Origin of the sequence: Paenibacillus sp. FSL R5-0378, from assembly GCF_038009285.1 — a bacterium.
GTDB lineage: Bacteria > Bacillota > Bacilli > Paenibacillales > Paenibacillaceae > Paenibacillus_AQ > Paenibacillus_AQ favisporus.
This window is the reverse complement of the sequence record NZ_JBBPAY010000001.1, coordinates 6600937-6619987: the sequence shown is the minus strand read 5'-3', so window position 1 is coordinate 6619987 and position 19051 is coordinate 6600937. Positions and strand designations below refer to the sequence as shown.

The 19051-nt window shown below is 54.1% G+C and carries 17 protein-coding genes; 12 read left to right on the top strand and 5 right to left on the bottom strand.

Annotated features, from left to right (window positions below; all coding sequences use genetic code 11):
• Positions 1–55 precede the first annotated feature (55 nt).
• Positions 56–394, bottom strand: a complete 339-nt coding sequence (locus MKY74_RS30670) for a TFIIB-type zinc ribbon-containing protein (RefSeq protein WP_076173548.1) — start codon at positions 392–394, stop codon at positions 56–58.
• Positions 395–574: 180 nt separating this feature from the next.
• Between MKY74_RS30670 and MKY74_RS30665 the strand changes: the two genes are divergently transcribed.
• Complete coding sequence (locus MKY74_RS30665) at positions 575–1438, top strand: VOC family protein (protein WP_076173549.1); 864 nt, start codon at positions 575–577, stop codon at positions 1436–1438.
• 33 nt (positions 1439–1471) lie between these two features.
• Here MKY74_RS30665 and MKY74_RS30660 read toward each other — a convergent pair whose 3' ends face one another.
• Together MKY74_RS30660 and MKY74_RS30655 are read right to left on the bottom strand one after the other, a co-directional pair.
• Positions 1472–2056 carry a TetR/AcrR family transcriptional regulator gene (locus tag MKY74_RS30660; RefSeq protein WP_076173550.1) on the bottom strand — a complete coding sequence of 195 codons (585 nt, stop codon included), beginning with the start codon at positions 2054–2056 and terminating at the stop codon, positions 1472–1474.
• Between the two features lie 121 nt (positions 2057–2177).
• Positions 2178–3077 (bottom strand): 3-hydroxyacyl-CoA dehydrogenase, encoded by a 900-nt coding sequence (locus MKY74_RS30655; RefSeq protein WP_076173551.1) that lies wholly within the window; start codon positions 3075–3077, stop codon positions 2178–2180.
• 391 nt (positions 3078–3468) lie between these two features.
• On the opposite strand from MKY74_RS30655, the gene araA reads away from it, so the two are divergent.
• The 4 genes from araA to MKY74_RS30635 all read left to right on the top strand — a co-directional run bounded on the left by araA (position 3469) and on the right by MKY74_RS30635 (position 8698).
• A complete protein-coding gene (gene araA / locus MKY74_RS30650; protein ID WP_076173552.1) occupies positions 3469–4959 on the top strand; it encodes an L-arabinose isomerase in 1491 nt (496 codons plus the stop codon).
• 125 nt (positions 4960–5084) lie between these two features.
• Complete coding sequence (locus MKY74_RS30645; RefSeq protein WP_076173733.1) at positions 5085–6185, top strand: GntR family transcriptional regulator; 1101 nt, start codon at positions 5085–5087, stop codon at positions 6183–6185.
• A gap of 82 nt (positions 6186–6267) precedes the next feature.
• Complete coding sequence (gene araD / locus MKY74_RS30640) at positions 6268–6963, top strand: L-ribulose-5-phosphate 4-epimerase (protein ID WP_076173553.1); 696 nt, start codon at positions 6268–6270, stop codon at positions 6961–6963.
• 43 nt (positions 6964–7006) lie between these two features.
• On the top strand, positions 7007–8698 hold the full coding sequence (locus MKY74_RS30635; protein ID WP_076173554.1) for a ribulokinase: 1692 nt from the start codon (positions 7007–7009) through the stop codon (positions 8696–8698).
• Between the two features lie 227 nt (positions 8699–8925).
• Here the strand turns inward: MKY74_RS30635 and greA are convergent, their stop codons facing one another.
• Both greA and MKY74_RS30625 read right to left on the bottom strand, forming a co-directional pair.
• Positions 8926–9399, bottom strand: coding sequence for a transcription elongation factor GreA (gene greA / locus MKY74_RS30630; RefSeq protein WP_076173555.1), 474 nt, complete (start codon positions 9397–9399; stop codon positions 8926–8928).
• Positions 9400–9502: 103 nt separating this feature from the next.
• Complete coding sequence (locus MKY74_RS30625; protein WP_076173556.1) at positions 9503–10420, bottom strand: ArsR/SmtB family transcription factor; 918 nt, start codon at positions 10418–10420, stop codon at positions 9503–9505.
• 302 nt (positions 10421–10722) lie between these two features.
• Between MKY74_RS30625 and arfA the strand changes: the two genes are divergently transcribed.
• The 7 genes from arfA to MKY74_RS30590 all read left to right on the top strand — a co-directional run bounded on the left by arfA (position 10723) and on the right by MKY74_RS30590 (position 18741).
• Entirely contained in the window at positions 10723–12318 is a 1596-nt protein-coding gene (arfA, locus tag MKY74_RS30620; RefSeq protein ID WP_084204064.1) for an arabinosylfuranosidase ArfA, read from the top strand.
• 393 nt (positions 12319–12711) lie between these two features.
• On the top strand, positions 12712–13926 hold the full coding sequence (locus MKY74_RS30615) for an extracellular solute-binding protein (protein WP_076173735.1): 1215 nt from the start codon (positions 12712–12714) through the stop codon (positions 13924–13926).
• Between the two features lie 181 nt (positions 13927–14107).
• On the top strand, positions 14108–14983 hold the full coding sequence (locus tag MKY74_RS30610) for a carbohydrate ABC transporter permease (protein WP_076173558.1): 876 nt from the start codon (positions 14108–14110) through the stop codon (positions 14981–14983).
• A gap of 51 nt (positions 14984–15034) precedes the next feature.
• On the top strand, positions 15035–15880 hold the full coding sequence (locus tag MKY74_RS30605) for a carbohydrate ABC transporter permease (RefSeq protein ID WP_144025484.1): 846 nt from the start codon (positions 15035–15037) through the stop codon (positions 15878–15880).
• A gap of 54 nt (positions 15881–15934) precedes the next feature.
• The gene (locus MKY74_RS30600) at positions 15935–17419 is read left to right on the top strand and encodes an alpha-N-arabinofuranosidase (protein ID WP_076173560.1); all 1485 of its coding nucleotides are present in this window, start codon (positions 15935–15937) and stop codon (positions 17417–17419) included.
• A 60-nt stretch (positions 17420–17479) separates the two neighbouring features.
• Positions 17480–17740 (top strand): DUF6171 family protein, encoded by a 261-nt coding sequence (locus tag MKY74_RS30595; RefSeq protein WP_076173561.1) that lies wholly within the window; start codon positions 17480–17482, stop codon positions 17738–17740.
• A gap of 38 nt (positions 17741–17778) precedes the next feature.
• On the top strand, positions 17779–18741 hold the full coding sequence (locus tag MKY74_RS30590; protein ID WP_076173562.1) for a glycoside hydrolase family 43 protein: 963 nt from the start codon (positions 17779–17781) through the stop codon (positions 18739–18741).
• Positions 18742–19051 lie beyond the last annotated feature (310 nt).

Sequence of the window (19051 nt, the reverse complement as noted above, 5' to 3'; positions counted from 1 at the left end):
AACATAACGAAACCCCCGGCTCCGCACGGAGCCAGGGGTTTTTGCATGGCGGGCGTTAATCGAACAAGTCACCGAACACGTCAAGCACGCTTTTTTTCTTTTTCTTATGATGCGGGTAAGAGGAATGGCCATGCTTGTCATATTTGTCATAGGACTGCTGCTGCGGCGGATAGGGCTGGCCTGAAGGGTAACTGTCCCTCGGCCTCTGGTTTCGGTCAGCATCTCCGTAATACCATTCATTATAGTCTCCGCGGACTTCACGCACGTCGGACATCAGCTTGTCCAGCTCTCCGCGGTCCAGCCACACACCTTTGCATGTCGGGCAAATGTCGATCAGGATCCCGTCTTTTTCCACTTCCTTCATGCGGGAGTCTTCGCATATCGGACACTTCATCTCGATTCCTCCTTGTCATGCCATATTTCTAATGTATACGGATAGGGAGCCGGATGGTTTCTTCTAAATGTTCAACCGCTCTTCCGATCCTCGCTGCAAAGCTTCTGCTTGACAAGAACTCATTATAAAAATATACTTACTTACAAAAAGTAATTAAATAAAAGTTAGGGGAGTGCCGACATGCATCCTGAAATGAAGCTTGGACCGGTTAAAATCAAGATCAGCCGGATGGACCGTTCCATCACCTTTTATACAGAAATTATCGGACTGGAAGTGTTGAAAAGAGAGGGGAGTACGGCGGAGCTGGGACCCAGGGGATCCGCGAGCCCGATTCTGATCCTCGAGGAGCTGGAGGACGCTGTCATCGTGCCGGAGCGTTCGCATGCGGGACTGTACCATTTTGCGATCCTGCTGCCGAGCCGGGAACATCTCGGAACAGTCGTCCGCCATTTCATCCAGACCGACACGCCGTTTGGCCAAGGGGACCACGGGGTCAGCGAAGCGATCTATTTGAGCGATCCGGATCAGAACGGGATCGAGGTCTATGCAGACCGTCCAAGAGATACGTGGCGCAAGGAGCCGGACGGGAATTACGTTATGGTCACCGAAGCGGTGGACATTCGCGGCCTGCTGGAGCAGTCGGCCGGGCTGGAATGGCAGGGGCTGCCTGCGGGAACGGTGATCGGGCATGTTCACTTCCATGTCGGAAGCCTGCCCGAAGCGAAGCGTTTCTACTGCGATATACTGGGGTTTGACGTGGTCGGCGATTATGCGCGGATGCGCGCACTGTTCATCTCGGCCGGAGGTTACCATCACCATGTCGGCCTGAATATTTGGGCCGGCGCCGGAGCGCCGCCGGTACCGGCCAATGGCACCGGCATCGATTATATGACGATCGTGCTGCCGGGAGCACGTGAGATGGAGGAGCTCGTCCAGCGAGTCCGTGAAGCGGGAATGGCTGCGGAAAAGCAGGAAGAAGGCGTCTTTCTCGTCAGGGATCCCTGGAATATAGGGGTGCGGCTGACTTCGTCCGATCGCGGCTGAGCACATTTTAAATAACCGCTTTTTAATAAAAAGTCATGGCCTGCCGATCAAACCGTATTTCATAAACCGGGTCATTTCGCTCCGGAACTCGGAAAGGTTCTGCAGCAGTGCGCCCTGATTCATTTGGTCATGCTGGAGAATGGAGCAAATGCCGACCGTCAGACCCAGCTCCAGGGTGAAAATTTCTTGAATCCCGTTCATGCTCCCTTCCTCGATCCGCCGCTTGATCTCCTTGATTTCGGCACTTTGCCGGTACAAGGATTGGTCAAAGTATTGGGAAAGCTCCGGGTAACGCGAAGACTCGGCAAAAAGAATGCTGTACTGCTCATGGTTGCGCTCGATCATCGTGATCCGTTTATTCACGTAACGGTCGATCAGCTCTTCGTTTGTGCTCTGGCTCAAATCTGTGTGCGCCGTAATTTCTTCATCGGGCTCGGCTGTAACAACGCACGCTTTGAGCAGCTCCATTTTACTGCTGAAATATTTATACATGGCCGCTTCGGAAATGCCGCAGGCTTTGGCGATTTCGCTCGTCTTCGTGGCGTCATAGCCCGTCGTAGAGAAAAGTGTCCTTGCCTGCTGGATGATCCGCTGCTTGGTCTGTTCGCCTTTGTTCATATCGATCTCCTTCAGTTTCGTGAAAAGGGTGTCCGTGTATTTAAAATTATAATAGAAGTGACAAAGAAGACCAGCATGTAAGCTGGTCTTTTTGTATGCCTTTTTAGATGATTATATCAGGTTAACTTTTTAAAAATCCAGGCTCTGCAAAGCTCGGATTCGGATATTTGTAGAAGCCCTCGCCGGCAGCGCGGCCAATCTTGCCTTTATCGAGGTATTCGGATTTCAGGAGATTCGCGATCTTTTCGAATTCCGGGTCGCCGGTCGCCTTGGCTTTGGCCAGGCCGATATTGTAGGCGGTGTTGATGCCCACCACGTCCAGAATGGCGAACGGTCCCATCGGAGCGCCGGTTGCCACCATCCATGTTTTGTCGATCGTTTCCGGGTCGGCCACTTCTTTGACCAGCAGCAGCTGGGCGGCTTCCAGCAGCGGGACCAGCAGGGAGTTCAGGATGTAGCCGGGCTGCTCCTTGTGCAGCGGCAGGGCCACCATGCCGATGGCCTTGGCAAATTCGATGACGTCGTTGAACACGGTTGTGTCCGTGCCGGGGTGCTTCATGATTTCGCCGGTGTTGTTTTTCCAGATTTCATTGGCAAAATGGAGCGCCAAAAACTTCTCCGGCCGCCCGGTTGCTTCGGCGAACTGGCTAGGCAGCAGGGTGGAAGAATTCGTGGCAAATACGGTCCGTTCCGGGGCAACCTTGCCCAGTTCCTGGTAAAAATCGGTTTTGATCTGCACCACTTCGGGAATCGCTTCGATCACCAGATCGGCCTGTGCAACCGCTTGGGCCAGGTCGCTGTTGAAGGAGAGCCGGCTAAAAGCCGCGGCAAGTTCTTCCTCCGAGGCGCCAAGATCGTGCCGATAATGGGGCATCAGATCGTGGATCCGGCTTTTGGCCCGGTCCAGTGCCTCATCGTTAATGTCGTATACGGTGACTTCAAAACCCTTGAAGGCGGTCTGGAAAGCAATTTGGCTGCCCAGCACGCCGCTGCCGGCAACCGTAATATGTTTGAAATTCATGATGCATTGCTCCTTTTTCTTAGATGTGGTTATTGTCGTCTTCGGGTTATCCATTCATGCGTAAAGCATATTGGAGAAGGCCCGCGTGGATTGCCGCCAGGACCGCCCGCTGGCCGGCAAGAGCATATCCCAGCAGCAAATGGAATTAAAAAGTAAGTACTCACTAACTTATTTTCAAACCGATTATGCTCCTTTTTTCCTACCAAGTCAACAGCACAGATCAGGCAAAATTGTTCTTGCCTTTTTCACATGGCGGGGATACAATGTACCCATACAACTTGTACGTACATGTTCTGATAAATTGTGTATTACTATATATAAGTATGTACAAGTAAAAATATCAGTTTACGCACAGCAAGTGGACGAAACCGAAACATGGGAGGCTATAATCATGAAATTGAAACCGCATTCATTTTGGTTTGTAACCGGCAGCCAGCACTTATACGGACCCGAAACGCTGGAACAGGTAGCCGATCATTCCCGGATCATCGCGGAGCAGCTCGGACAGGATACCGCTGCGATTCCGTATCCGGTCGTTTTTAAACCGATCGTGAAGACGTCCGACGAGATTTACCAGCTGATCGTTGAGGCGAACAGCGACGAATCCTGTGCCGGCATTATTACGTGGATGCATACGTTCTCTCCGGCGAAAATGTGGATCCGCGGCCTGACGCAGCTCCAGAAGCCGCTGCTTCACCTGCATACACAGTTTAACCGCGACATCCCATGGGAAACGATCGACATGGATTTTATGAACCTTAACCAGGCTGCCCATGGCGACCGCGAGTACGGCCATATCGGAGCCAGACTGGGCATCGCCCGCAAAGTGGTCGTCGGCCACTGGGAAGACGGAGACGTGCGCCGCAGTATCGGCGGGTGGATGCGTACGGCGGCAGCCTTCGCGGAGAGCCGCAGCCTGAAGGTAGCGCGCTTTGGCGACAACATGCGCGAAGTAGCCGTTACGGAAGGCGATAAGGTTGAAGCGCAAATTCAATTCGGCTGGTCGGTCAACGGCTACGGCGTCGGTGATTTGGTCCAGGTTCTGAACGAAGTTCAGGACAGCGAAGTAGAGACGCTCCTGAAAGTGTATGCAGAACAATACAGCATTACGCAGGCAGGCTTGTCCGCCGGTCCGGTGCGCGACGCGATCGCCTACCAGGCGCGGATCGAAATCGCCATGCGCCGCTTCCTGGAGGAAGGCGGATTCGGGGCCTTCACGACGACGTTCGAAGACCTTCACGGACTCCGGCAGCTTCCGGGTCTTGCCGTGCAGCGGCTGATGGAATCCGGATACGGCTTCGGCGGCGAAGGCGACTGGAAGACGGCTGCACTGACCCGCGTCCTAAAGGTTCTTGCCAATAACAAGAGTACGTCGTTCATGGAGGATTACACGTACCATTTCGAGCCGGGCAACCATATGATTCTCGGAGCGCACATGCTTGAGGTATGTCCGACGATCGCGGCCACGAAGCCGACGATTGAAGTGCATCCGCTCGGCATCGGCGGCAAAGAGGATCCGGCCCGCATCGTGTTCGACGGCCAGGACGGCCCGGCGGTCAACGCTTCCCTCGTCGACCTTGGACACCGCTTCCGCCTTCTGGTGAACGTCGTGGACGGCGTGAAGGTCGACAAGCCGATGCCGAAGCTTCCGGTAGCTCGCGTGCTGTGGAAGCCGCAGCCGTCGCTCCGCGAATCGGCCGAAGCCTGGATCCTGGCCGGCGGCGCGCATCACACGGTGCTGTCTTATGCCATGACGGCCGAGAACCTGACGGACTTCGCCGAAATGGCCGGCATCGAAGCCGTGGTCATCGATAAAGATACGTCCGTGCAGCGCCTGAAGAACGAGCTCCGCTGGAGCGAGGCGGCTTACCGCTTGAGATAACCGGACCGATGTCTGTGTTCACCCGGCCTTGTGTTACAATACTCAAAGAGAACGAAGCCTTCCGGGATGAATCGGAAGATCCAGCCCGCAAGGCCGAAATACAGAGCATGCCGCTGAGGTGAATGATGAATAACAGACGGATTCCCAAATATATTCTACTGAAGAACGAGCTGCTGTCCTGGTTTGAATCGGGCAAGCTGAAGCCCGGGCAGCAGGTTCCTTCTGAAAATGAAATTGCCGAACAGTTCGGCCTGAGCCGCCAGACGGTGCGCCAGACATACAGCGAGCTGGAGAAGGAAGGCTGGCTTGAACGGATCCAGGGCAAAGGCACCTTCGCCCGGTTTCCGGGACGTCGCGAGAGCGAGCTGGTCAAGACGATCGGCATTATGACGACTTATATATCGGATTACATCTTCCCGCATATTGTACGGGGTGCGGAAGCCGAGCTGCGGAGCAGAGGCTACCGGCTGCTGCTGTCCAGCACCGACAATAACAAGGACAAGGAAATGGAGAGCCTGAAGCTGATGACCAGCCAGCCGCTCAGCGGACTGATCATCGAACCGACGAAGAGCGCGGAAGGCAACCCGAACCTTGGCTATTATTTGGAGCTGCAGGAGAAGGGCATTCCTTACCTGATGATCAACGAGAAGTACCGGGAGCTCGAGTGCCCGCTGCTTCGGGTCGACGATGAGCTGGGCGGGTACAAGGCAGCCGACCATCTGTTGGCGAACGGGCATACCCGGATCGCCGGATTCTTCAAGCGGGACGACCTGCAGGGCGTCAACCGGTTGAAGGGCTTTCTGGCCGCCCACAAAGCGCGCGGCGTCGCCGTAGCTCCCAAGCGGGTCGTCACGTATACGACCGAGCAGAAGAACGACCTGCCGTTCCGGCAGGCGCTGCAGCTGCTGAGCGGAGCGGCGGAGGAACGCCCGACCGCATTCGTCTGTTACAACGATGAGCTGGCGGTCAGCCTGATGGGGGCCGCGCTGCAGCTCGGACTTCGAGTGCCGGAGGACGTGTCGTTCGTCGGCTTCGACGACTCGATGCTGGCCTCGGCTTCCGGAACGAAGCTGACGACGCTGACCCATCCCAAGACGGCCATGGGCCGGGATGCGGCCAGCCAGCTGATCGCGATGATCGAAGAGGGATTGGCTCCCGGAGATACCCTGTACGAACCCGAGCTGGTGGAGCGGGACTCGGTTGTAAACCTGAACGTTAACGTGTGAAAAGGCAGATGAAAGTCCGGATATGCGGACTTTCATCATACAACTTGTACGTACAACTATAGTGGGAGAGGAAGTGTCTGCAATGCTGGAAGCACTGAAACAGCAGGTGCTGGAAGCGAATTTGGACCTGCCCAAACACGGGCTCGTCACGTTTACCTGGGGAAATGTCAGCGGCATCGACCGCGAGAGCGGGCTGTTCGTCATCAAGCCGAGCGGGGTGCCTTACGAAGAATTGAAGGCGGAGGACATGGTCGTCGTTGACCTGGAAGGCCGGGTGGTTGAAGGGGATTTGCGCCCGTCGTCCGATACGCCGACGCATATGGTGCTGTACCGCTCCTTCCCGGAAATCGGCGGCGTGGTGCATACCCACTCCCCGTGGGGCACGAGCTGGGCCCAGGCCGGGCGGGCGCTGCCTGCTTGCGGGACGACGCATGCCGACTATTTCTACGGTGAGATTCCGGTCACCCGACCGATGACGAAGGTGGAGATTGAAGGCGCTTACGAGCTGGAGACCGGCAACGTCATCGTGGAACGTTTCCACGAGCTGGGATTGGACCCGCTTGAGGTGCCGGGGATTCTCGTGCATGCGCATGCCCCGTTCGTCTGGGGCAAGGATGCGCATAATGCGGTGCACAATGCGGTGGTGCTCGAGGAAGTGGCCAAGATTACGGCCCGGATGCTTCAGCTGAACCCGGAGACGCCGCCGATGGACCAAAGCCTGCTGGACCGCCACTTTTTGCGGAAGCATGGAGTTAACGCCTACTACGGGCAGAAGTGATATCGCACAGCACTTATAAATTTGAAATGCGGAGGAATCCAAAATGGGGAAAAAGTATACCATCGGAGTGGATTATGGGACCCAGTCCGGACGTGCTGTACTGGTGGATTTATCGAACGGCCATGAAATCGCCGACCATGTAACACCGTATCCGCACCATGTCATTGACGAGCGTCTCCCTGGATCGGGCATCAAGCTGGAATATGATTGGGCGCTGCAGCATCCGGACGATTACCTGGAGGTGCTGAGAACTTCCGTGCCGGCCGTCGTTCGTGAATCGGGCGTCAATCCTGAGGATATCATCGGCATCGGCATCGATTTTACGGCCTGTACGATGCTGCCGGTCGACGAGGCCGGCGAGCCTCTGTGCTTCCAGGCCGAGCTGGCGGACCAGCCGCACAGCTGGGTGAAGCTGTGGAAGCATCACGCGGCGCAGCCGGAAGCCGACAAGATCAACCGGATCGCCGAGGAGCGCGGCGAAGCGTTTCTGGCCCGGTACGGCGGCAAAATTTCGTCCGAGTGGATGATCGCCAAAATTTGGCAAATCCTGGACGAGGCGCCGGACATCTATGAGAAGACGAACATGTTTCTGGAAGCGACGGACTGGGTCATTTCGCAGATGACGGGCAACATCGTCCGCAACAGCTGTACGGCGGGCTATAAAGCCATTTGGCATAAGCGTGACGGTTATCCGTCGAAGGAATACTTCAAAGCGCTCGATCCGCGCCTGGAGCATCTGACCGATACGAAGCTGCGCGGCGAGGTCATTCCGCTTGGAAGCAATGCCGGAGGACTGCAGCCGTCCATGGCGGAGATGATGGGCCTTAAGCCGGGCATTGCGGTGGCGGCAGGCAACGTGGACGCTCATGCGGCCGTGCCGGCGGTCGGCGTCGTGACGCCGGGCAAGCTCGTCATGGCCATGGGCACGTCGATCTGCCATATGGTGCTCGGCACGGAAGAAAAAGAAGTCGAAGGCATGTGCGGCGTCGTGGAGGACGGCATCATTCCGGGGCTCTTCGGATACGAAGCCGGGCAGTCAGCGGTCGGGGATATTTTTGAGTGGTACGTGGAAGAGTCCTTGCCTGCCTATGTGAAGGAAGCTGCGTCGAAGGAAGGCCTGAGTGTTCACCAATGGCTGGAAAGGGAAGCCTCCGCCTACAAACCGGGCCAATCGGGCCTGCTCGCCCTCGACTGGTGGAACGGCAACCGATCCGTTCTGGTCGATACCGACCTGACGGGGATGATCCTTGGCATGACGCTGCTGACGAAGCCGCAGGAAGTATACCGTGCCCTGCTTGAAGCGACCGCCTTCGGCACCCGGAAAATCGTCGACGCGTTCCAGGAGAGCGGTGTCGATGTGGATGCGCTCTACGCCTGCGGCGGCCTGCCGCAGAAAAATCGCCTGCTGATGCAGATTTACGCCGACGTGACCAAACGCGAAATTTTCGTGGCGGATTCCAAGCAGACGCCGGCGCTCGGGGCTGCGATTTTCGCCGCGGTGGCTGCAGGCAAGGAAGCCGGCGGCTACGACGATGTCGTGACTGCGGCGCAGCAAATGGCGCGCGTTAAGGAGGAGACGTTCAAGCCGATTCCGGAGAACGTTGAAGTATACGAGAAGCTGTATCAGGAATACAACCTGCTGCACGATTACTTTGGCCGCGGCGAGAATGATGTGATGAAGCGGCTGAAGAAGATCAAGCTGTCCACGGAAGCGGAGCTGAAGCCCGTCCGGTAATAGGCCCCGAAACATAAACTTATACTTTCTTTCTGATCTCAAAACAAAAACGCCTATCGACGTATCTTCACAGAAGGCAGACCGCATTTAGCGGAAGTTTTTCTTGCGAGATCCGGAAGCGGAGGCTCCGAAACCTATACTTTCTGACCTCTTAACAAAGGACCGTCCTGTATTCAGGAACGGTCCTTGTTTAGACGTATGGCCTATTGGGTAACTGCAGCCGTCTTTTAGGAAGAACGGATTTCCAGCACCTCGTATTTGATCAGCCCCATCGGCGCGTCGACGGTCACGACGTCCCCGACCGTTTTACCGATCAGCTCTTTGCCCAGCGGGCTTTCATACGAGATTTTGTTCTGGTAGACGTCGGCTTCCGCCGGACCAACCACGCGGTACTCGAGATCTTCCTTGAACTCGATATCGTGCAGCTTCACGAACGAGCCGACACTGACAGCGGATGAGTCTGCCTTATCGGCAATGCGGGCTTTGGTCAGCATTTTCTCCAGCTGCAAAATGCGGGTCTCCATAAAAGCTTGGTCATCTTTGGCGGAGTGATATTCGCTGTTCTCCTTCAAGTCGCCGTAGCTGATCGCCAGCTTGATGCGTGCGGCCAGCTCTTTGCGCTTGACGGTCTTCAATTCCTCAAGCTCTGCCTCCAGTTGGGCAAGGCCTTCGGGGGTCAAAATAATTTCGTCATTGGACATAGTTCACAACTCCTCTTCATTACATTTTACACGATATCCATATTTCATGCGAAACATTCGGCGTTAGCGCGTAAATTGAAGAGACGGCAAGATCAGTCGAGTATTAGTCTTCCTTAACATCATACAGGACGCGGGCGAGCAGATCCTGGCTGTAGTTGCCGAAATTTTTGCCATAGATGGTCAGGCCGCGCTTGTTGACCGACTGCTCGGTGACCGAGAGGCGGAAGGTAAGCTCGCTCTTGTAATCCAGCTGAATTTGGTCCAGCGTCACGTCGGAAATCCGGCAGCCGTCGATGAAACTGCCATCGTTGTTGATGCGGATCAGCTTCAGCATGCCGTACTGGTTCAGATGCGGAGGCCACCAATCGGGGTTAAACGTGCCGCGGGCATCCCCGAAGTCCCCCGGGCTGGTCCAGGAACCGATTTCGATCCCGTTTAAGTGAAAATAAATGTCCGACGGGTAGTTATCATTATATCCAGGAGCTTCCGAGCTGAGCTCCATGGAAAACTGGATTTCGCGGAACGTCTGGTTCGGCTTCAAATAATTCGGAATCCGGTATTCCAGAAACCCTTCCGCCAGCCAAATGATTTCGGCGTCGATCCGCTGCGGATCCGCAAAATAGCGCGGGTCGTCAAAGTCGCCGACGATGCTGTCCTTGGTGGCCAAACCGCAGGTAGGAACCGCCTGATAGTTGCTGTAGTGGCCGACTTGAATTTCAACTTCATACAGGTTTTCGACGTCCCTGCTGCGCAGGTCGACCATCAGTTTGTCCTTATTCAAGTAACAGATCTTCTGAATGCCGTGTTTGCCGACGCTGGTATTGATTTCAATCAGACCGCTTTCCTCCAGCTTTTTGATGTGCATAGTAATCGCACCGTTGCTGAGGTTCAGCCGGGTGGCCAGGTCGTTCAGGTTCAGCGCCTGGTTTTTCGCGAGCAGTTCGAGAATTTGGATCCGGATTTCCGAGCTGAGGGCCTTGAAAATGTCGATCCCGCTCATCAGATTTTTAATATAGATCATGGAATTGAATACCTTCTTCCGATTGTAGAGGTGGTGTTCTTTTATTTTAAATAATTATAAACTAACTAAATCGTTAATGAAAGCATGCATTCCTTTTTTGTAGATATATACGAAATAGTCATAGCATATTCTACAAATCACAGAGGGGACTTTAGGTATTTTTAAAGTAAAACAAACTAGCATTCCCCTTCATTTTATAAGGTTTCTTAGAGTTTATACATAGCGCCGGACACAGAAATTTCATTTTGGTTTAAAAAAATATAAATAGATTTACATTTATTTATTTACAGCATACTTCATGTATGTTATTTTATACTTGTAAACGGATTCATTCAATTTATCTCAAATTATTTTATTATTTTCTAAAATGGAAGGTGATATCAGTGGCATCAGCAGCAAATAAGGCCAGGGTGGTCGTGGACAAGGCGTTTCGGATCGCCGATGTGGATAAGCGCATCTACGGCTCGTTTATTGAGCATTTAGGCCGCGCCGTATACGGCGGCATATATGACCCGTCCCATCCCGAGACGGACAGCCTCGGTTTCCGGGAGGACGTAAAGCAGCTGGTTCAGGAGCTGGGCGTGCCCATTATCCGTTATCCCGGGGGTAATTTTGTGTCCGGCTACAATTGGGAAGATGGCGTCGGTCCGATTGAGTCGCGTCCAAGAAGGCTGGAGCTGGCTTGGCGGACAATCGAGCCGAACGAAGTCGGGACGAACGAGTTCATGGCATGGGCCAAGGAGATCGGCTCCGAGGTCATGATGGCGGTCAACCTGGGAACGCGGGGCGTGGATGCGGCAAGGAACCTGCTCGAGTACTGTAACCATCCAAGCGGAAGCTACTGGAGCGATCTGCGGCGCAGCCACGGCTATGATCAGCCCCATAAGGTCAAGACCTGGTGCCTCGGCAACGAAATGGACGGACCTTGGCAGATCGGCCAGAAGACGCCGCAGGAGTACGGACGCCTGGCTTATGAGACCGGCAAGGCCATGAAGCTGGTGGACCCCGATATCGAGCTGGTATCATGCGGCAGCTCCAGCACAGGAATGCCGACATTCCCGGAATGGGAAGCCATTACACTGGATCATACATATGACGTAGCCGACTTCGTATCCCTGCACCAGTACTACGGCAACCGGGACGGCGATTCGGCAAACTTCCTGGCGCGGACGATGGACATGGACCATTTTATCCGCACCGTCATTTCCACCTGCGACTACGTGAAGGCGAAGAAGCGGAGCAAGAAGACGATGTACCTGAGCTTCGACGAGTGGAACGTCTGGTACCATTCAAACGATGCGGATACGAAGATCGATCCCTGGACCGTCGGTCCGCCGCAGCTGGAGGATGTTTACAACTTTGAAGATGCGCTGCTGGTCGGCGGGATGCTCATCACCTTCCTGAAGCATGCCGACCGGGTGAAGATGGCCTGCCTTGCGCAGCTGGTCAACGTGATCGCGCCGATCATGACCGAGACCGGAGGGCGCTCCTGGAAGCAAACGATTTTCTATCCATACCTGCACGCTTCACGTTACGGACGCGGGGTATCCCTGCAACCGATCGTGGATTCGCCGAAATATGACGCCCAGGATTACACCGATGTGCCTTATTTGGAGACGGCGGTCGTATATAACGAAGAGGAAGAAGAGCTGACCATCTTTGCGCTGAATCGCCATTTGGAGGAGGCGCTTGACGTGGAATGCGACGTCAGAGGCTTTGAAGGCTACCAGATTGCTGAGCATATCGTTCTGGAAAACGACGATTTGAAAGCGGTCAATACCGCGGCCGAAGAGAACGTTAAACCGCATTCGCGAGGCAGTGCGGCATTGAAGGACGGGTTTGTGAGCACCCGCCTGTCCAAGGCATCCTGGAACGTGATCCGGCTGAAAAAGGCTTAATTAGGGCAGGTCCTTGCTGCCTGGCTGGCCGGCGAGTTCCGGCATACCAGCTTCATAACCCATTGGCATGGACGTAACCCATAACATCATAGACTCGCATGACTGCATCTGCCGATTCCTCTTTGACGTTTGGCAAAGGAAAGATCGTGCCAAGAGGAACGGCAGATGTTTTTTGTGGGACGAAACGACCCGCAGGAGCGATGGCGGCATCTATCCAACATGGCCTTGATGTACATCAACATGTACGTACAAGTGAAAAGGGCTCGTGTGAAATTGCAAGCTTTCAAGTTTTTCAAATCAAAAGAAGTACGCTGAACAATAAAAAAATACGAGATATAGTATTCCATTTAGGGGGCGGAAGTTTTGAAGAAGAGCTTTGTTATTTCATTATTGATGATATTTGCGGCAAGCATGCTGTTGTCGGCATGCGGAAACAGCAGCGAGAAGACGATTACGTTCTGGACGCCGCTGACGGGCGACGACGGAGCATATATGGATGAGATCGTTAAAGAATACAACGCGACGAATCCCGACATCAAAGTGAAGCACGTCATCACTTCCGATATGTACACCAAGCTTTCGACCGTGCTGAACTCGGGCAAAGGCGTTCCGGACCTTGCCATTATCCACGCTGACCGCGTTCCCGGCTTCGCGAAGCAGGGCGTGCTGGAACCGATCGAAAGCGCGATCAAGGGGCAGCCGGAAATCAAGGAAGCGAATTACCTGCCGCAAGCCTGGTCCACAGGCAGCATCGACGGCACCCAATATACGGTTCCGCTCGACATTCACAGCAACGTCATGTACTACAACAAAGATTTGCTGAAGAAGTATAACGCGGAATCCATTCTCGACGACAATGTCGTCACCATCGACGAAATGCTGTCCCTGAAAGGCAAGCTGGCTTCGGACGAATATGTCGTCAACGATGCGCTGCTTGGCTGGGTCATTCTGGCACAGGTTCAGGACCTGGGCGGAGACATCCAGGACAACGGCAAGCCGGCCGTCAATACGCCGGTGATGAAGCAGGCTTTTGAAAATGTGAAAAAGATCGCCGAAGCCGGCCTTATGACACCGTTCGGCGAAGACGGCTACTTGATGTTCCAGTCCGGCAAAGTGCTGTTCTCGACAGACGGAACTTGGAGCTCGACGGCCCACGCCAAGGTCGACGGTCTGAATTTCGGCGTAACCAACGTGTACTCGCCGACGGCGGACAAGTTCACGAACCGCGCTTCCTCCCACTTGTTCACGATGTTCAAGAACGACAAGCGCTCGGACGAGAAAGAAGCGGGCATCGGCGCCTTCCTGGAATTCGTGCGCGAGCACTCCCTGGAATGGGCGAAAGCCGGACAAATCGTCGCAAGTAAGCAGGTGAACGAAAGTCCGGAGTACAAGCAGTTCATGCAGTCCTTCTTCACCTCGAATGAGCAGGAGACCAAATCGCTGTACATCTACACTTACGAATACTATCCGTACGTAGCCGAAGCCGTGGATACGTACTGTGCCGATATCGTCCGGGGCAATGTGGACTTAGACGAAACGCTGCAGACGATGCAGAAGTTCGTTGAGGATAAGATCGCAGAGAGCAGCAGTAAACAGGCGACCAAGTAGGCCTTTTGCTAAGCAGATAGAATGAGCTAAAGAAATGAATGTTATAGGCCGTATGAGGGCCGTTTTAACAGGAGGTTCCATGCACAAAACTTTAGTTCAATCTATATAGAACGAAGGAAATAGTGTGCCGGACCGAAAGCGTCTGGCGCATTATTTCTCCAAAAGGAGAAATTACAAGGCTATGAATAAGAAATTATTTGCACCGTTTTTCTTTGTCGGCCCTCATCTGATTCTGTTTCTGATCTTTATTCTGATCCCGACGATTTACGGAATCTATGCTTCGTTTACGCAGTGGAACTTGATGAACGATCCGGTATGGATCGGCCTGGCCAACTATAAAACGATTTTGTTCGACAGCAGCTCGACCTTCCACACCCAATTTTTCAACGGCCTGAAAAATACACTGCTGTTCGTCGTGATCAGCGTTCCGCTGCTCATCGTCATTCCTTTGCTGGTCGCCGTCGCGCTCGAGCACAAGCAGGTCAAGCTGAAAGGTGTCATTCAGTCGATCATCTATATTCCCGGCTTGATTTCCATTTCCGCGGCTGCTCTGATCTGGCTGCTTATTTTCAATAAACAGCTGGGCATTACCGGCAACGTATTCCATTCGCAGGTGGCCTGGGCGGCGACGCAGCCTTATGCGTGGATCATTATTTTCGTCATCACGGTATGGGGCGGCGTTGGCGGCAACATGATCATTTACCGCGCGTCCATTGCCGGCGTCTCCAAGGAATTGTACGAGGCGGCGGAAATCGACGGAGCCGGATCCGTGCGCAGATTTTTCAGCATTACCCTGCCATCCATCAATTTCCCGCTGATCTATACGTTCGTCATGACGACGGCAGGCGCGTTCAACGTGTTCGGCCAGCCGTTAATGATGACCGATGGGGGACCGAGACAGAGCACGCACGTCCTGATGATGTACATCCGCCAGCTGGCCTTCGGCCAAGGGGAATCGATTGCCGGCATGGCGTCGGCGATGGCCGTACTGCTCGGTTTGGTCATTCTGGTCATTTCGGCGCTGCAGTACTATGTCATGAATCGAAATACGAGGTAGGCCGCTTAGGCAGAGGCTGGATTTAGGATACGAGAGGTAGGGTTAATCAAAATGTCCAAAAAAATAAGTATCTCCAAATTTATCGCTTACCTGTTCTTGATCGTGCTTTGCGTCATTTGGGTGATTCCGGTCGTGTTCGGAATTACGACTTCCTTCCGTTCGCAGACCGAGGTCGTGTCCTCGGGCTTTCGGCTGTTTCCGAAGGAATGGATATTTGAGAATTACGTCGCCATTCTGGAGAATACGTCCACGGCGCCGATTTTGCGCTGGCTGTTCAATTCCGTCTTTATCGCGGTATCGCACACCCTGCTCGTCATCGTCATTATTTCGCTTACGGGTTACGGGTATTCCCGCATGAACTTCAAAGGGAGAGACACGCTGTTCTTCACGCTGCTGGGCATTTCGTTTTTTCCGGGCGTCGTCAACATCATCCCTTCCTATAAAATCATTGACGCCTTCGGCTGGGTGAACACCTCTTGGGCCATGATCATCCCCGGTCTCGCAGGGATGGGCAACATTTTTCTGGTCCGGCAGTTTATGAAAGGTATTCCGGGCGAGCTGGACGAATCAGCGCGTGTGGACGGCGCAGGGGATTTCCGTATTTATTTTTCGATCATCCTGCCGCTCATCAAGCCGGTGCTGATCGTGTGCGGCCTGTTTTCCTTCGTCGGATCGTGGAACGACTTCCTGTGGCCGGTTATCGTATATACGGACGTGGATAAAATGCCGATTACAGCGGGCTTGCTGCTGCTTCAGGATATTTACGGCAACTACCGCATGATCGGGCAGCTGATGGGCTCGGCGATGCTGGCGATCATTCCGACGCTGCTTCTGTTCGCGTTCGCCCAGAAATATTTTATTCAGTCGATCAATTTGAACTCTGGCATTAAAGGATAATAGCTAGTTTTTATCAAAATAAAGAGAATTAGCATCTCGTGGGAGGATTCAGTTATGCATAACGTGATCGTCAATACGGATATTTCCAAAGGAAAAATCAATAAAAATATATACGGCCATTTTGCGGAGCATCTGGGCCGCTGCATTTACGAAGGGATTTGGGTCGGCGAGGATTCGCCGATTCCGAATACGAAGGGAATCCGCAACGACGTGCTGGCGGCCCTCAAGAACATCAAGGTGCCGGTTCTGCGCTGGCCGGGCGGCTGCTTTGCCGACGAGTACCACTGGAAGGACGGCGTCGGCCCAAGGGAAGGCCGTAAACGGATGGTCAACACGCACTGGGGCGGAGTCGTCGAAAACAACCATTTCGGCACCCATGAATTTTTACTGCTCTGCGAGCTGCTGGAATGCGAGCCGTACATTTGCGGCAACGTCGGCAGCGGCACGGTTCAGGAGATGTCCGAGTGGGTGGAGTACATGACGTTTGACGGCGAATCGCCGATGGCCAACTGGCGCAAGGAGAACGGCAGAGAGCAGCCGTGGAAGCTGAAGTATTTTGGCGTCGGCAACGAAAATTGGGGCTGCGGAGGCAACATGCGTCCCGAATACTACGCTGATCTGTACCGCCGTTTCCAGACGTACGTGCGTAATTACGGCGACAATAAAATTTACAAAATCGCCGGCGGCGCCAATGTGGACGATTATAACTGGACGGAAGTGCTGATGAAAAACGCCGGCTGGCTGATGGACGGTCTGAGCCTGCACTACTATACGATTCCGGGCGACTTCTGGCTGGGCAAAGGCTCGGCGCTCGATTTTGAAGAAGGCGAATGGTTTATCACCATGAAGAAGGCGCTGCATATGGACGAACTGATCACGAAGCACAGCACGATCATGGACAAATACGATCCGGAGAAGCGCGTCGGCATGATCATCGACGAGTGGGGAACCTGGTTTGACGTGGAGCCGGGCACAAATCCGGGATTTTTGTACCAGCAAAACTCGATCCGCGACGCGCTGGTGGCCGGCGTGCATTTCAACATTTTCCACAACCATGCGGACCGTGTCCAGATGACGAACATCGCCCAGACGGTGAACGTCCTTCAGGCAATGATTTTGACCGAAGGCGAGAAGATGATCCTGACGCCGACGTATCATGTGTTCGATATGTTCAAGGTCCATCAGGAAGCCGAGGTGCTGGCCGTCGAGTCTGCGGTCGGAAGCTATGAAATGGGTGGAGAGGCACTGCCGCAGGTAACCGTGTCGGCTTCCAAGGATGCCGAAGGCAAGGTGCATGTCAGCCTGGTCAATATCGACCATGCCGGCGAAGCCGAAATCAGCCTGGATCTTCGCGGCTTTGCTGCCGAAAGCGTGCAGGCTTCCGGCACGATTCTGACGGCCGACCGGATGAACGCCCACAATACGTTCGAGCAGCCGGACGCCGTGGCACCAAAATCGTTTGACGGCGCCAATGTTGAGGGCGGTCGTTTGAGCGTGAAGCTGCCGCCGATGTCCGTCGTTACGCTGGTCATTCATTAATCGAAGGTTGGCTGCGTGCAGTGCCATTACATTTACAGCAAATAGGTAGGGTGAATTGTCATGGATCGTCAGGAAGGCTGCAAAGGGTGCAGCGAGAGCGTCCAGGTATCGCCGGAAAAACTGCAGCGGCTCGTAGAGATCGCGACCCGCGGCAGGGAGACGGCATCCGAAGAGGTATACCGCCGGCGGATCGGGCAGTGCGAACAGTGTCCGGGGCTTCAATACGGAACGACCTGCCAATACTGCGGCTGTCTCGTTGAGGTGAAGACCCGGCTGTTGGAATCCGCCTGTCCTTATCCTTTTGCCCCGAAATGGAACTGATTTTGGCATGAAGACCTAGACATAAAGGAGAACCTGATATGGAGAGAAACGAAACTTACAACAACCCGGTCGTGGAGCAGCGCGCCGATCCATGGGTTTACAAGCATGCGGATGGTTATTATTATTTCACGGCCTCTGTGCCGGAGTACGACCGGATCGAAATCCGCCGTTCCAAGACCTTGCAGGGTTTGGGTGAAGCCGAACCGGTTGTGGCATGGCGCAAATACGAGACCGGACCGCTCAGCGCGAACATCTGGGCGCCGGAGATTCATTTTATTCAGGGAAAATGGTACATCTACTTTGCGGCGGCGCGGACGACCGAGACCAATGACGGATTGTTCGACCACCGGATGTACGTCCTGGAGAACGACTCGGCTAATCCGCTGGAAGGAACCTGGACGGAGAAGGGGAAGATCCGCACCCAGTGGGAGTCCTTTGCGCTGGACGCGACCACTTTTGAGCATAACGGAGTGCTGTACTATGTTTGGGCCCAGAAAGACCCGGACATCGAGGGCAATTCAAATCTGTACATTTCGGAAATGAGCAATCCTTGGACGCTGCAGGGCAAACAGGTTATGATCTCGACCCCGGAGTTTCCGTGGGAAGTAATCGGCTTTAAAGTCAACGAAGGGGCGGCCGTACTGAAGCGGAACGGACGCATCTTCATCAGCTATTCGGCCAGCGCCACCGACCACAATTACTGCATGGGCCTGCTGTATGCCGACGAATCGACGGATCTGCTCGATCCGGCCTCCTGGGTGAAGTCGCCGGAACCGGTATTCGCCACCAACGAGGAGAACGGGCAGTATGGGCCGGGACATAACAGCTTCACGGTATCCGAGGACGGGGAGGACGTCATCGTTTATCATGCCCGGAATTATAAAGAAATTATCGGCGATCCGCTGTACGATCCGAACCGGCATACGCGGATGCAGGTGTTCGGCTGGAATGAGGACGGAACGCCGAATTTCGGGGTGCCGGTGAAGGACGGAGAACGGTAATTTGTAATTGTACGTCAAATAAGATCTTGAGGAGTCTGCAGCTTGGCTGCAGACTCCTTTAAGTTTTTAAGTTGAACTAAAGAAAACGATGCAAGCAAGGGAGAAAAATGATTCCGAAGAAGCGAAGCGTTCACATTTGGCTTTCGGATTTCTACCTTATGTGGGTTCCTATAAAATCAAGAAATCCGAAAACAAGAGTGATCGTAGGGACATTTTACGTACTTGCCCCATCATCCATTTCAATTTTATAAACTATGTTTGTCTGTCCTCGGCCCTCCGGATGCAAAGTCCCTTCGCGCAGTGGTATGAT

Excerpts from the sequence above, each read along its gene's own strand:
- MKY74_RS30615 (WP_076173735.1), top strand. The coding sequence starts at position 12,712 with ATGATATTTGCGGCAAGCATGCTGTTGTCGGCATGCGGAAACAGCAGC.
- MKY74_RS30660 (WP_076173550.1), bottom strand. The coding sequence starts at position 2,056 with ATGAACAAAGGCGAACAGACCAAGCAGCGGATCATCCAGCAGGCAAGG.
- MKY74_RS30595 (WP_076173561.1), top strand. The coding sequence starts at position 17,480 with ATGGATCGTCAGGAAGGCTGCAAAGGGTGCAGCGAGAGCGTCCAGGTA.
- MKY74_RS30645 (WP_076173733.1), top strand. The coding sequence starts at position 5,085 with ATGAATAACAGACGGATTCCCAAATATATTCTACTGAAGAACGAGCTG.
- MKY74_RS30635 (WP_076173554.1), top strand. The coding sequence starts at position 7,007 with ATGGGGAAAAAGTATACCATCGGAGTGGATTATGGGACCCAGTCCGGA.
- MKY74_RS30600 (WP_076173560.1), top strand. The coding sequence starts at position 15,935 with ATGCATAACGTGATCGTCAATACGGATATTTCCAAAGGAAAAATCAAT.
- MKY74_RS30655 (WP_076173551.1), bottom strand. The coding sequence starts at position 3,077 with ATGAATTTCAAACATATTACGGTTGCCGGCAGCGGCGTGCTGGGCAGC.
- MKY74_RS30625 (WP_076173556.1), bottom strand. The coding sequence starts at position 10,420 with ATGATCTATATTAAAAATCTGATGAGCGGGATCGACATTTTCAAGGCC.
- MKY74_RS30670 (WP_076173548.1), bottom strand. The coding sequence starts at position 394 with ATGAAGTGTCCGATATGCGAAGACTCCCGCATGAAGGAAGTGGAAAAA.
- MKY74_RS30665 (WP_076173549.1), top strand. The coding sequence starts at position 575 with ATGCATCCTGAAATGAAGCTTGGACCGGTTAAAATCAAGATCAGCCGG.
- arfA (WP_084204064.1), top strand. The coding sequence starts at position 10,723 with ATGTTATTTTATACTTGTAAACGGATTCATTCAATTTATCTCAAATTA.
- MKY74_RS30590 (WP_076173562.1), top strand. The coding sequence starts at position 17,779 with ATGGAGAGAAACGAAACTTACAACAACCCGGTCGTGGAGCAGCGCGCC.
- araD (WP_076173553.1), top strand. The coding sequence starts at position 6,268 with ATGCTGGAAGCACTGAAACAGCAGGTGCTGGAAGCGAATTTGGACCTG.
- MKY74_RS30605 (WP_144025484.1), top strand. The coding sequence starts at position 15,035 with ATGTCCAAAAAAATAAGTATCTCCAAATTTATCGCTTACCTGTTCTTG.
- greA (WP_076173555.1), bottom strand. The coding sequence starts at position 9,399 with ATGTCCAATGACGAAATTATTTTGACCCCCGAAGGCCTTGCCCAACTG.
- araA (WP_076173552.1), top strand. The coding sequence starts at position 3,469 with ATGAAATTGAAACCGCATTCATTTTGGTTTGTAACCGGCAGCCAGCAC.
- MKY74_RS30610 (WP_076173558.1), top strand. The coding sequence starts at position 14,108 with ATGAATAAGAAATTATTTGCACCGTTTTTCTTTGTCGGCCCTCATCTG.